This is a genomic window from Caballeronia sp. AZ10_KS36 (genome assembly GCF_023631105.1).
In the GTDB taxonomy this organism is placed as follows: Bacteria; Pseudomonadota; Gammaproteobacteria; order Burkholderiales; family Burkholderiaceae; genus Caballeronia.
The window spans coordinates 1-13,608 of record NZ_JALQDQ010000038.1; the positions used below are offsets into that span (position 1 = coordinate 1).

Here is a 13,608-nt window from a genome sequence, read left to right on the forward strand (position 1 = left end):
GCCCCCCCCAGACACCCCCCCCAAGAACCCCAACCCCACCACCCCCCCCCCCCCACCCCCCCCCCCACCGGCCGCCCCCCCCCCCGCCGGGGGCGCTGCGGCCACCGGCCCCACCCCCAGGACCTGACCGCGCACGGCTACGACGCCGACGCGGTGCGCGTGAACCTGCGCGTGCCGCCCGATCTCTTCATGTGGCAGACGAAGGGCGTGCCGGTGGACCTGCGCTATCGCTATACGGTGCGCCCCGCGCCCGACCGTTCGTCGCTCAATATCAGCGTGAACAACGGCTTCGTGCAGTCGCTGCGCATCCCGGCCGTGTCCACCTCGACCTTCGATCTCGGCACGTACTTCAGCCGCGTGCTGCCGGACAAGACGGTCGCCGCGCGCCGCGAGATCTATCTGCCGCCGTTGCTCATCACGCCGCGCGCGCAATTGCGCCTGCACTTCTACTACGACATCCCGAAGACCGGCGAATGCCAGGGCCGCGTGCTGGATAACGTCGTGGGCGCGGTGGATCCGAATTCGACCATCGACCTGTCCGGCTTTCCTCACTACATGGCGCTGCCCGATCTGGCCGCGTTCGCGAACGGCGGCTTTCCGTTCACGCGCATGGCGGACCTTTCGCAGACGGCGGTCGTGCTGCCGAACGAGCCGAATTCCGCCGACTACAGCCTGTATCTGCTGGAAATGGGCCGCATGGGCGCATCGACCGGTTATCCGGTGACGGGCGTGACCGTGACGAGCGCGAACGATGTCGACCGCTTCGCCGACAAGGACTTGCTGATTCTCGGCTCGCCGGGACGCCAGCCCTTGCTGCAACGCTGGGCGAAGCAGATGCCTTTTTCGGGCGATGGCGACGCGCGCACCTTTCAGCTTTCCGATGTGGCGTTCAAGCTCGTCGACTGGTGGCATGGCGAGCAGGGTCCGGAACGCTCGCCCGCGCGCGCGGACCTTTCGCTCGTGAGTGCGAGCGGCGATGCGCTCCTGACCGGCTTCGAGTCGCCGCTCAAGAGCGGACGCAGCGCGGTGGCGCTCATCAGCGCGGCGGGGCAGTCGGACGCCGACCTGTCCGCCGCTCTGCTCGACAACGACCTGCTGCCGTCGATTCAAGGCGCAATGGCCGTGATCCACGGCCGCACGGTGACGGTCACGTCGAACGGCGAAGCATATTACGTCGGCCATCTCTCGCCGATGCATTACATGCGCTGGGCGCTTTCCTCGCACCCGTTTCTGCTGGTGATCGCGGGCGTGCTCGCCTCGCTCATCATCGCCGCCCTGTTCTATCGCGCGCTGCGTTCCATCGCCGCGCGGCGTCTGAGAGACTGACATGCGGCCAACCACCGCCACACTCTTCGCCGGCGCGATGCTCGCGGCGGCCGCCCCCGGCGCGCAGGCCGCGCAGCAATGCGACTGGCCCGCGTATCGCCTATTCGTCGAGCGTGTCGTGCAGGCCGACGGCCGCGTGATCGACCGCTCGACCGACACGCAGCAAACCACGTCCGAAGGCCAGTCGTATGCGATGTTCTTCGCGCTCGTCGCGAACGACCGCGCCACCTTCGACCGCGTGCTCAACTGGACGCGCACGAATCTCTCGGCCAATCAGTTCGACGCGGCGAGCCTGCGCCTGCCCGCGTGGCAATGGGGCAAGCGGCAGGACGGCTCGTTCGGCGTCATCGATTCGAACTCCGCTTCGGACTCCGATGTGTGGATCGCCTACGACTTGTTTCAGGCCGGGCGTCTATGGAAAGAGCCGGCGTACACGAAGCTCGCCTACGCGCTCGCGACGCAGATCGTGAAGCAGGAAGTCGCCGATTTGCCAGGGCTCGGTCCCATGTTGCTGCCCGGTCCGCAAGGCTTTCGCACCGGCCAGCTCACGCGGCTGAATCCGGGCTATCTGCCGTTGCCGGTCTTGCGCGGCCTCGCGCAGGAGATGCCGGACGGCCCGTGGACGAAGCTCGCGCAGAACGCCGCGAAGATGATCAGAATCACCTCGCCGCGCGGCTACGCGCCGGACTGGGCCGCCTATCAGGCAAGCGGCAACGGCCAGTTCGTCGTCGATCCGAAGAATGGCGATGTCGGCAGCTACGACGCGATCCGCGTCTACTTGTGGGCTGGCATGGCGTCACCGGGCGATCCGCTCGCGCGTCCGTGGCTCGACGCGCTCGGCGGCATGCGCGCGAGCGTCGCGCAAACGGGCTTTCCGCCCGAGAAGGTCTCGACCATGAGCGGCGCGGCGAGCGGCGAAGGTCCGCTGTCGTACTGGGCCGCGCTCGCGCCGTACTTCAAGGCGCTGAACGACGAACGCGGCCTCGGCCTTGCGCGCGCGCGTCTCGAAGCGCTGGCCGCGCCGCCGGTCGCGGGCCGCGAGCCGGTCTACTACGACCGCGTGCTCGGGCTTTTCGGCGGCGGTTTCATCGAGGGGCGCTTTCGCTTCGATGACTTGGGCCGCCTCGTGCCGACGTGGAGAAGCGCATGCTGATCCCGACTCGCAAACGCGTGATCGCGGCGCTCCTGTGCGCCGCGCCGGCGATGACCTGGGCGCAGGCCGCGACGACCGATCCGCTCGCGGTGCTCATCGATCAGGGCAAGTACTGGCAGTCGCACCGGCGCGGCGACCTCGCGGAACAGGCGTGGCAGAAAGTGCTGCGCGTTAATCCGAAGCAGCCGGACGCGCTCTTCGGCATGGGCATGGTGCTCGCGGATCGCAAGGACGGCAGCGGCGCGCAGCAGTATCTCGCGCAGTTGCGTCAGGTCGCGCCCAACTATCCGAATATCGACGAACTCGGCCGGCGTCTCGGCGAAACCAGTTCGCGCGATCAGACCGTGAACGACGCGCGGCGTCTCGCGCAAAGCGGACAGAGCGCGTCGGCGGTGCAGGAATACAAGCGCGCGATCGACGGCAAGCCCGCGACGCCCGCGCTGCAACTCGAGTATTACCAGGCGCTCGCCGCCACGCCGCAAGGCTGGGACGAAGCGCGCCGCGGCCTCGAACAACTGGCGCGCCAGAATCCGGACGATCCGCGCTATCAGCTCGCGTATGCGCAGCATCTGACGTATCGCGATGCCACGCGGCGCGACGGCATCGCGCGGCTCGCGAAGCTGTCGGGCGACAGCGCGGTCGGCGCGGACGCGAAGAAAAGCTGGCGGCAGGCGCTTTTGTGGCTCGGCGCGCGGGCATCGGATGCGCCGCTTTATCAGGCGTATCTTCAAGCCTCGCCGGACGATGCCGCCGTCAAGGCCCGCTTCGATTCGATGGTGCAGCAGGACAGGTCCGCGCGCGAACGCTCGCAGGCCGACGCTGCCGTCGATGCGCGCGGCCGCACCGTCGCGGAAGGTTTCGCCGCGCTGGATCACGGCGATCTCCCAGCGGCGCGCGCGCGCTTTTCGTCGGTGCTCGCGAGCAGTCCCAACGACGCCGACGCGCTCGGCGGCATGGGCGTCGCGGCGCTGAAGCAGGAGCGTTTCGCGGAGGCCCGCACGTACCTGGAACGCGCGTCGCGGGCCGGCAACCCGGCGCGCTGGAAGGACGCGCTCACGAGCGCAACGTACTGGACTTATACGAGCGATGCCATCGGCGCGCGCAGCAACGGCCAGATCGCGCAGGCGAAGGCGCTCTTCGAGCGCGCCATCGCGGTCGATCCGTCCGATGTCACGGCGCAAGTGCTGCTCGGCGAAATGCTGCTTGCAAACGGCGATCCGCGCGGCGCGGAAGCCGCGTATCGCATGGCGCTGCGCCGTCAGGCCGACAATCCCGATGCCATCCGCGGGCTCGTCGGCGCGCTGGCCGCGCAGGGCCGCGGCGACGAGGCGCTCGCCTTCGCCAACAAGCTCAATACGGAGCAGCAGGCGAAAGCCGGCGGCATCAGCACGCTGCGCGGCCAGGCGCAGGCCGCGCAGGCGCGCGCCGCCGAAGCGCGGGGCGATCTCGGCGCGGCGCGCAGTCTCTTCGAAGACGCGCTGCTCAATATGCCGGACGATCCGTGGCTGCGGCTCGACCTCGCGCGCATCTACGTGCGTCAGGGCGCGGTCGGCAATGCGCGCAGCATGATGGACGGCCTGCTCGCGACGCACCCCGACATGACCGACGCGCTCTACGCGAGCGCGCTGCTTTCTGCCGAGACGCAGGACTGGTCGGCGGGTCTCGCGCAACTGGACCGCGTGCCGCAGGCAAAGCGCACGTCCGCGATGACGGCGTTGCAGCATCGCTTGTGGGTGCATCAGCAGGCGGAACTCGCGACGCGCGCCGCCGCTGCCGGCCAGAACGCGCAGGCGTTCGCGATTCTGCGCCGCGCCGAGCCGGTCGCGGCGGGCAACGCGGAACTCATGGGCGCGGTGGCGTCGGCGTATGTGAACGCGGGCGATCCGACGCGCGCGCTGTCGCTGATTCGCGGCGCGGTCGCGAATGCGCCGAACGATGTCGGCTTGCAACTGCAATACGCGGGCATTTTGTCCGCCACGCACCAGGATGCCGAACTCGGCTCCGTCATGCGGCGTCTTTCCGCGACGCAGCTCACCACGCAGCAGCGTCGCGACTTCGACAATCTGAACGTGGGAATCGTGATCGCGCAGGCGGATGCGGTGCGCAGGCAAGGCGACCTCGCCGCCGCTTACGACGTGATCTCGCCGTGGCTCGCCGCGATGCCCGACAATGCCGACCTGCTAGCGGCGCTCGGCCGCATGTACACCTCGGCGGGCGATGACCGCAACGCGTTGTCGTGTTACCGCGCGGCGCTCTCCCGCCGTCCCGACGACGTGGGCTTGCAGACGGCGGCGATGTCGGCGGCAAGCGGCGTGCGCGATTTCAAGCTGGCCGAATCGCTCGCGAAGCAGGCTTATGACGCCGCGCCGAACGATCCGGGCGTGCTCGCGGGCATCGGCCGGATGTATCGCGCGGAAGGCAAGCTGGACCTCGCCGCGCAGTTCCTGCAACGCTCGCTCGTCGCCGCGAATACGCCTGCGACGGCGAACGCGTCGGGCCAAAGCAATCGCGTGCCGCGCGACTGGCAGAGCGCGATGCAACGCATCGCTTCGATGCCGCTGCCGGGCACCAATCCGTTCGAAGGCAAGACTGCGGTCGATACGGCTGCGGCGTCGCTTTCATCGTCGAGTGCGAACAACGCGGGCGCGTATCGGCCCGTCACCCTACCGAACAATCAGCAAGCCGTGCCGTCCTATCCGCCACCTAGTCTGCCTGGTGCAGCGCCTTATTCTGCGCCTTATTCCGCTCCTTCGATGACACCGCGCGCGGCCGCAAGCGGCGGCTATGGCGGTGCAGCGGATGGGACGGCGCAAGCGGGCGGTCGCGCTGTGCGCGGCGGCTTGGGTCCCGATGCTTATGAATCGGTGCAGACGGGCGGCTACGGCGGCGCTTCGGATGGCACGGGGCAATCAGGCAGTCGACGCGAACTTGGCGGCTATGGTGGCGATGCTTCTGGATCGGCGATGTCGGGCGGTTACGGCGGCGCTTCCGATGCAACCGGGCAAGCGGGTGGTCGGCGCGTGATCGGCGGCTATGGTGGCGATGGTTATGGCTCGGCGCAAGCGGGCGCTTATGGCGAGCCGCCCGCACGAGCCGATGGCGCAGCGCCATCCGCCGCTTACTCCGCGCCGGCTCGTGCCTATGGCTACGGATCGGACAGCTACCGTCCGGCGCAACGCGGCGCTTATGCCGCGCCGCCGGCAACGGCTTACGGCAACGGCTACGGTCCCGACACTTACGGCGCGGCGCAATCGGGCGCGCCGCTTCAGCCGTATCCCGGACAAGAGGCGAACGGTTATCCCGCGCAGGGATATCAGCCGTACGCGCAACAGGCTCCGGCATACCCGCCGGCATCGGACGGCTACGACAGTTCGCCCTGGCCGATGTCCCCCGCCGCCCGCGATGCTCAAGCCAACGCCTACGCACCTCAACCCGCGGCGAGCGTGCCGGCCGGCAAAGGCTCGGCGACGCGCAAGAGCACAGCGCAGAAGGCGCGTGCGACTAGTTCGTACGCGTACGGGCAGCAGGCTTATCAGCAGCCTTACCAGCAGCAGCCTTACCAGCAGCAGATGTATCCGCAGCAGTCGTATCCGCAGCAGTCGTATCCGCAGCAAGCGTACGCGCCGCAGCCGTATTCGCAGCAGCCGTATCCCCAACAACAATACGCCCAGCAGCCCTACGCCCAGCAGCCGTACATCCCGCTGCCTCCCGCCGGTTATGCGCAGCCCTACTACTCGGCGCAGCCGCAAGCCGCGCAGCGCGCCGCGACGGCGGCATCGATGGGCGCCTCAGGCTTGCCTGCACCAGCGGCGAACCCTCAAACCATAGGCGTCGCGGAAGAACTGGCGGCGATCAACCGCGAGCAAGCCAGCACCATCACGGGCGGCGTGCTGTTTCGCAATCGCAATGGCGAGAACGGCCTGTCGAACCTGACCGACATCGAAGCGCCGATCGAAGGCCGCATCAAGGCGGGCAACGGCCATATCGTGCTGCGCGCCACGCCCGTCACGCTCGACGCCGGCACGGCGAGCGGCAGCAACAACACGCTCGCGCGATTCGGCGCGGGCGCGAGCACCAATCCGCCGAGCCTGACCAACGACTTCGGCTCGCAGACTGCGACGGGCGTCGGCCTTTCCGTCGGCTATGAAAACCGCAACATCCAGGCCGATGTCGGCACGACGCCGCTCGGCTTTCGCGAAACCAACGTCGTCGGCGGACTGCAATATCAGAACGCCATCACGGACAAAGTGTCGTACTCGCTCGCCGTCGCGCGACGCGCCGTCACCGACAGCCTCTTGTCCTACGCCGGCGCGCGCGATGCAGGAGCGGGCCTCGAATGGGGCGGCGTCACATCGAGCGGCGCGCGCGCCGCGCTCGGCTGGGACGACAGCACCAACGGCGTCTACGTGAACGCGGCGTACCAGTTTCTCGACGGCAAGCACGTCGCGACCAACAGCGCGGTGAAAGGCGGCGGCGGCATCTATACGCGTCTCATCAAGGATGCGGATCAGACGCTCACGGTGGGCGCGAACACCACGCTGATGCACTACGACAAGAACCTCTCGTACTTCACGTACGGCCAGGGCGGTTACTTCAGCCCGCAGCAGTACGTGATCCTGAATTTTCCGGTCGAGTACATGGGACGGCTCGGGATGTTCAGCTACGACGTGAAGGGATCGGTCGGCGTGCAGCATTACCGGCAGGATGCGTCGAACTACTTCCCGACCGACAGCACGCGTCAGTCAGCAGCCGCGAGTTCCCCGCTCAATCCGGACGCAGGCGCGGTCTACCCGGGGTCGAGCAAGACGGGCGTTTCATACTCGCTCAACGCGACCGGCGAATACCAGCTCGCGCCGCAGCTCGCGTTCGGCGCGACGGCATCGTTCGGCAACGCGTATCAGTATCGCGAATGGCTTGCCGCCGTGTATGTGCGCTATAGCTTCACGCGTCAGGGCGGCGTGCAGGCAGTGTTTCCGCCGCAGGCTTTCAGTTCGCCGTATTTGTCGCTGGCGAATTGAGGGGGTGCAGCGACGTGCGGGTCAGCGCGTTGAGCCGGATGCGCTGCCCCGCTATTCCACTTCCCCGTCGTCGCTGTCCGCGGTCTTCGCATCGCGCTCATGGCTCATCGCAGCGTTCGCGAGCGTCGCCGCCACGGCCGGCGCTTTCTCCTTCCGCTCGCTATAGCGGTCCGTCAGGTAATCCGAGCGGTCGCGCACGAGCAGCGTGAACTTGTACAACTCCTCCATGACATCCACGACGCGGTCATAGTATGACGACGGCTTCATGCGCCCGTTCGCATCGAATTCCTGATACGCCTTCGCCACCGACGACTGGTTCGGGATCGTCACCATGCGCATCCAGCGGCCCAGCACGCGCAGCGCATTGACCGCATTGAACGACTGCGATCCGCCGCAGACCTGCATCACGGCGAGCGTGCGGCCCTGCGTCGGACGCACGCCGCCGAGTTCGAGCGGCAGCCAGTCGATCTGATTCTTGAACACGGCGGTCAGCGTGCCGTGGCGCTCGGGACTGCACCAGACTTGTCCCTCCGACCACTCCGACAGCTTGCGAAGCTCGACGACCTTCGGATGATCCGCCGGAACGCTGTCCGCAATCGGCAGGTCATGCGGATCGAAGACCTTCGTTTCGGCGCCGAAGTGCCGGAGAATCCGCTCGGCTTCCAGCGTCAACAAGCGGCTGTACGACGTGCGACGCAGCGAGCCATAGAGCAGCAGGATGCGCGGCGCGTGCGTCGAGACGGCGCGCGGCGCGAGCTTGTCGAGGTCCGGCGTGTCGAGTAACGGCAGTGTGACGTTGGGCAAGTCGGGAGGCATCAGCGGGGGCTCCGGCCGTTATAGTCGGTAGTACGCATGTTCGCTTCCTCAGTGTGTGCGCGCTTCATACCAGTGCTGCGTCCGGTTGACGACGCCTACGACCAGCAGCATGACGGGCACTTCGATCAGCACGCCCACCACCGTTGCCAGCGCAGCGCCGGACTCGAAGCCGAACAGGCTGATGGCTGTAGCGACCGCCAGTTCGAAGAAATTGCTCGCGCCGATAAGACTCGACGGCCCGGCCACGCAATGCGCGACGCCGAGCCGGCGATTCAGCACATACGCGAGGCTGGAGTTCAGAAACACCTGGATGAGAATAGGCACCGCCAGCATGGCGATCACGAGCGGTTCCTCGACGATGGCGCGGCCCTGGAACGCAAACAGCAAGACCAACGTGGCAAGCAGCGCTCCTATCGAACAGGACCCGAGCGCGGATACCACACGCTGGAACCGCGCCTCGCCGCGAGCAAGCAAAGCACGCCTGAGTAGTTGCGCGACGACGACCGGAATCACGATGTACAGGCCGACCGACGTGATCAGCGTAGCCCACGGTACCGCAATCGCCGATAACCCGAGCAGCAGCGCAACGATCGGCGCGAATGCCACGATCATGATGGCGTCGTTCAACGCGACCTGAGACAAGGTGAAATACGGGTCGCCCTTGCACAGTTGCGACCAGACGAAGACCATCGCGGTACATGGCGCGGCGGCCAGCAGGATGAGACCGGCCACGTAGCTATCGAGTTGCGCGGCCGGCAGATACCGTGCGAAGACGTGGCGAACGAAAAGCCAGCCCAACAGCGCCATGGAAAACGGTTTGACGAGCCAGTTCACGAACACCGTGACGCCAATGCCGCGCCAATGGCCTTTCACTTGCGCCATCGCGCTGAAGTCGATCTTGGCGAGCATCGGAACGATCATTACCCAGATGAGCACGCCCACGGGGATATTGACGTGCGCGACCTCCGTCCGGCCGATGCGTTCGAATAGCGCCGGGAACCACTGGCCTAGCAGGATGCCGCCGACAATGCACAGCGCCACCCATATCGTCAGATAGCGTTCGAAGAAGCCGATGGAAGCCGGGCGGCTGGACGGCGTGACGTTTTGGGTCTTGTCGAGCGAATTCATGCGTTGTCGCGAAAGCATTTGAGCGATGCGCTATCCGGGCACTCCGCACCCGCGCAACAGTTCTCGGTCAGGAAGCCGATGAGGCCGTTCATCGCGTCGAAGTTCGCGGAGTAGAAGATGAAACGGCCCGACTGTCGCGCCTTGACGAGTTCCGCGTTCGACAGGTCCTTCAGATGGAAAGAGAGGCTCGGCGGCGATAGTCCGAGCTGCTGTGCGATGTCGCCCGCAGGCAAGCCTTCGGGTCCGGCCACGACGAGCGTGCGGAAGATCGCAAGCCGCGATTCATGTGCAAGCGCGCTGAGTGCGCGGACAGCGAGGTTCGGGTCCATGACGGGGGATCATAGGCCGTTCGGCTCGTCATTTCAAATGATCTTTAAATGACGAGAATCCACTACGGGCTCAGATCAGAGCGTGCACTTCGCGCCAGTTGAACGGGCTTACCCGGGCCAGAGTAAACCACGCTCACGCCTTAGCGCAGTGAAGCAAACGCCGTCCACATGACGTTCACTTCGCGCCCAGCAGATGCGGAAGGAACTGCGGGATATGCGGAAAGAAGATGATCAGCAGAAGGTCGACGACCAGCGCGAAAATGAACGGCAGAATCGCGCGAGTCGCCTTCTCCACCGACACGCCGCCTATGGACGCCGCCGTGAAGAGGCAGAAGCCGATCGGCGGCAGATTGATGCCGATGGCCGAGTTGATGAGCACGATCACGCCGAACACGATCGGATCGATATGCATCTGCACGACGAGCGGCAAGAACACCGGAATCACCACCGCGATGCTCGAAATGGTTTCAAGCACGGTATGCGCCGCGATGAGGAACAGGTTGATCAGGATCAAGAGCACAATGGCGCTCGTCGTGACCGCGAGGAAACTGTTCGCCACGTGCAGCGGAATCTGCGCTTCGATCAGATATCGCCCGAGCACGAACGCAAGTCCGAGCAGGAACGATACGCGCGTGGTGTTCACCGAAGTGCGAACCAGTATGTCCTTGAAATGCGAGAGCTTGAGCGTACGGAAGATGAACGCGCTCACCAAGGTCACGTAGACCGCTGCGACGACGCCCGCCTCGACCGGCGTGAAGATACCGCCGAGAATGCCGCCCAGAATGATGATCGGCGTGAGCAGCGCCCAGAACGCCTCGCGGAACGTCGTCCAGAGCTTGCGCGCATCGAACGGCTCCACCGCGCTGTAGTCGTTCTTAACGGCCGTCACGTAATTGACGATCATGAACGACGCGACCACGAGCAGCATCGGCAAGATGCCCGCGATGAACATGGTGCCCACCGAAACGTTCGCCGTGTACGCATAGACCAGCATGCTCATCGACACGGGCGACAGCAGCCCGAGCGAGCCCGCCGCCGATTGCAGCGCCACCGCGAATGCACGGTTATAGCCCTTCTTCACCATGCCGGGAATCATCACGGAACCGATCGCGGCAGTGTCCGCCGTGGCCGAGCCGGACAAGTCCGCGAAGAACATGCTCGCGACGATCGTCACCTGACCGATGCCGCCGCGCATGAAGCCCACGAGCGCCTGCGAGAACTCGATGATGCGCTTCGACACGCCACCCGCGTCCATGATCGCACCCGTCAACATGAAGAACGGAATGGCGAGCAGGCCCACGTTGTTAAGGTTCGAGAACAGTTGCTGCGGAATTACGAGCAGCGGCGTGCCGTTAATCGACAACGCGATGGTCGCCGCTATGCCGATGCAGATGGCCACCGGCACGCCCAGCCCGAGCAGCCCTGCTCCAAAAGCGATTGCCCACATGATGTTTATCCTAGAGATGTTCGGACACGCCTTCGATCAGCGTGGCATCGGTCTGCGCCTGCGGCGCGAGGTGCGAGACGACGATGCGCACGAGCGAATGAAACGCGAGCAGCGCGCCGCACACGGGGATCGAAAGATACGGATACACCATCGAAATCGGAATCGACGCGGCGGTTTCCGTGCCCATCAGCGCGAGCATGTCGGTGCCGTACAGCACGAACACCGCGCCGAGCGCGAGAATCGCGCAGTCCGTGAAGTCCTTGAGCAGCGGCGCGATGGCAGCTGGCATGCGGTCCGCCAGCACGCGCACTTCCGGATGCGCGCGCAGCTTCACGCCGGCTGCGGCGCCCAGACACGTCAGCCATACGAACAGATAAGCCGACACTTCGTCCGACCACGACAGTGAATCGTGCAGCACGAAGCGAAAGAACACCCCGAGTCCGGCCACGATCACCGCCGCGAGCAGCAGGCAGCTACAGACAAACAGATTGATCCTGAGCACGATGTCGTCGACGAACATCAAGCCGCGAGCGAGCTTTTCCATGCGTGTCACCTCCGATGCCGCGTTGGAACCACGGGCGTCGTTCGCATCGTTCATTTGGACGCGACCGCCGACGCTTGCTTGGCCGTGTTGATTTCCTGATACAGCGCCGGGCCGTCCGGAATCTTCGCGATCAGTTCTTCGCGCGCCGCCTTCGTCGCCTGCGCCCACGGTGCCGTATCGACCGTCGTGACCTGAATGCCCTTGGACTTCATTGCGGCGATAGCGGCGTCGTATTCATGCTTGTATTCCTTCAGGTCGTAGTCGGCGGCGATCTTCGCGGACTCCTGAAACGCCTTCTGGTCCGCGGGCGAGAGCTTGTCCCATGACGCCTTGCTCATCGCCAGCACAACGGGCAGATAGTTCACGTGCGTCACATAGAAATGCTTGGCGACATCGGAGAACTTGTCTTGTACGAACTGTTCCGGCGAAGTGTCGGCGCCATCGACGAGACCTTGCGAAAGCGCGAGGAACAACTGGTTATAGGCGAGCGGTGTCGGATTGGCGCCGAGCGCCTTGTAGCCCGCGATATAGCCGGGGCTCTGCATCACGCGCACCTTGAGGTCCTTCATGTCCGCAAGCGAATTGACGGGACGCTTGGTGGTGAACAGATTGCGTTCGCCCACCGCGAGCCACGTGAGGCCGATCATGTTCACGGGCTTCATCATGTCGAGATACTTGCGGCCGACCGGACCTTGCAGCACGGCGTTCGCTTCGTCCATGCTGGAGAAGAGATACGGCATGTCGAAGATCTGCCACTGCTTGATCGTGTTGTCGATAGGCGCCTGCGCGGAAATCATCAGGTCCTGCGTACCGGTGCGCAACGCCTGCGTCATCTGTACTTCGCCGCCCAGCTGCGATTGCGGGAACAGTTGTATTTCGACATGGCCATGCGTGCGCGCCGCGACTTCCTTGGCGAACACCTGCGCCGTGAGCTGATAGTGGTTGTCGGGTGCAAGCGTGTGGCCGAGCTTCATCACGACCTTGTCCTGCGCGATAGCGCCCGTCGATGCCGATACGCACACTGCGGCAAGCACCGCGCTCATCGCTACGCGCAGCATGCTCTGCGCTCTGAAAAGCGAACTCATGTTGTCTCCTTGCTCGATATGGACACCGCCCGGCCCACGCCTCGCATCGGCAGATTGCCGTCTTGCGATGCGCTCGAAGGCCAGCGGGTTGACGCAAGTATTTGTGATCGCAGCGATGGTGCGTTAGGACCGGTTTTCGAATTTCTTGGACTTTTTTACGGTGCTGTCCTGCGTGATCCCGCGCGCTGCAAAAAAGTCCAAAAGATCGCGTGAACCGTCCTACCGGTTGCAGGCGGGCTCTCTTTAAAGTGAGTTCCACGCTAAAGGCACGGTGTCACAACGCATCGCACCGTATTCACGCAACCGACCACGACCCATCACGACAACTCACGACATGGCCAAACGCCCTCATATGGATTGCTATGCAATCGGCGACACAGCCGATTTTGCGAAGACCGTTTCCGAATACGACATCTACGGCTTTGCCGGCATCGTCGGCGACTTTTACGCCGTGCATCTCAACGAGGAATACGCGAAAGGCACGCGCTTCGAGCGGCGCATCGCGCAAGGCTGCTTGTCGGTCGGGTTTCTCTCGACCGTCATGGGCCATATGGCGCAGAAAGCGCCAAGCCCCGGCGCGGTGTCGTATCGCTATGACATCACGTTCAATGCACCCGTGTTCATCGGCGATACCGTGACCGCTCGTCTGACGCTCGAAGAGAAGGACGAGGAACGCAACGTCTGCGTATTCGCCGCCGATGTGACGCGCCAGGACGGCGTCGTCGTGGCATCCGGCAAGACCTATCTCAAAGTGCTGTGACG

9 protein-coding genes and 1 pseudogene are annotated in these 13,608 nt (G+C 65.1%); 4 read left to right on the forward strand and 6 right to left on the reverse strand.

Annotated features, from left to right (window positions below; all coding sequences use genetic code 11):
* Positions 1–117: 117 nt before the first annotated feature.
* The 3 genes and pseudogenes from NCR35_RS24680 to NCR35_RS24690 all read left to right on the forward strand — a co-directional run.
* A pseudogene (locus NCR35_RS24680) lies at positions 118–1,326 on the forward strand (cellulose biosynthesis cyclic di-GMP-binding regulatory protein BcsB); the annotation flags it as partial.
* A 1-nt stretch (position 1,327) separates the two neighbouring features.
* On the forward strand, positions 1,328–2,479 hold the full coding sequence (gene bcsZ / locus NCR35_RS24685; RefSeq protein WP_250536555.1) for a cellulose synthase complex periplasmic endoglucanase BcsZ: 1,152 nt from the start codon (positions 1,328–1,330) through the stop codon (positions 2,477–2,479).
* Entirely contained in the window at positions 2,473–7,497 is a 5,025-nt protein-coding gene (locus tag NCR35_RS24690) for a cellulose synthase subunit BcsC-related outer membrane protein (protein WP_502801721.1), read from the forward strand. Before bcsZ ends, NCR35_RS24690 begins: the two co-directional genes overlap by 7 nt.
* 51 nt (positions 7,498–7,548) lie before the next feature.
* On the opposite strand, the gene arsH is transcribed toward NCR35_RS24690, so the two are convergent.
* The 6 genes from arsH to NCR35_RS24720 form a co-directional block, all read right to left on the reverse strand.
* On the reverse strand, positions 7,549–8,313 hold the full coding sequence (gene arsH / locus NCR35_RS24695; RefSeq protein WP_250536556.1) for an arsenical resistance protein ArsH: 765 nt from the start codon (positions 8,311–8,313) through the stop codon (positions 7,549–7,551).
* A gap of 48 nt (positions 8,314–8,361) precedes the next feature.
* Entirely contained in the window at positions 8,362–9,441 is a 1,080-nt protein-coding gene (arsB, locus tag NCR35_RS24700) for an ACR3 family arsenite efflux transporter (RefSeq protein ID WP_250536557.1), read from the reverse strand.
* On the reverse strand, positions 9,438–9,770 hold the full coding sequence (locus NCR35_RS24705; RefSeq protein ID WP_250536558.1) for an ArsR/SmtB family transcription factor: 333 nt from the start codon (positions 9,768–9,770) through the stop codon (positions 9,438–9,440). Before NCR35_RS24705 ends, arsB begins: the two co-directional genes overlap by 4 nt.
* 175 nt (positions 9,771–9,945) lie before the next feature.
* The gene (locus tag NCR35_RS24710; protein WP_244849437.1) at positions 9,946–11,217 is read right to left on the reverse strand and encodes a TRAP transporter large permease; all 1,272 of its coding nucleotides are present in this window, start codon (positions 11,215–11,217) and stop codon (positions 9,946–9,948) included.
* Positions 11,218–11,227: 10 nt separating this feature from the next.
* Positions 11,228–11,761 (reverse strand): TRAP transporter small permease, encoded by a 534-nt coding sequence (locus NCR35_RS24715; RefSeq protein ID WP_250536559.1) that lies wholly within the window; start codon positions 11,759–11,761, stop codon positions 11,228–11,230.
* Positions 11,762–11,811: 50 nt separating this feature from the next.
* Positions 11,812–12,846 carry a TRAP transporter substrate-binding protein gene (locus NCR35_RS24720; protein ID WP_250536560.1) on the reverse strand — a complete coding sequence of 345 codons (1,035 nt, stop codon included), beginning with the start codon at positions 12,844–12,846 and terminating at the stop codon, positions 11,812–11,814.
* 334 nt (positions 12,847–13,180) lie between these two features.
* Between NCR35_RS24720 and NCR35_RS24725 the strand changes: the two genes are divergently transcribed.
* Positions 13,181–13,606: a MaoC family dehydratase gene (locus tag NCR35_RS24725; RefSeq protein WP_248323093.1), complete on the forward strand. Its 426-nt coding sequence runs from the start codon at positions 13,181–13,183 to the stop codon at positions 13,604–13,606.
* Positions 13,607–13,608 lie beyond the last annotated feature (2 nt).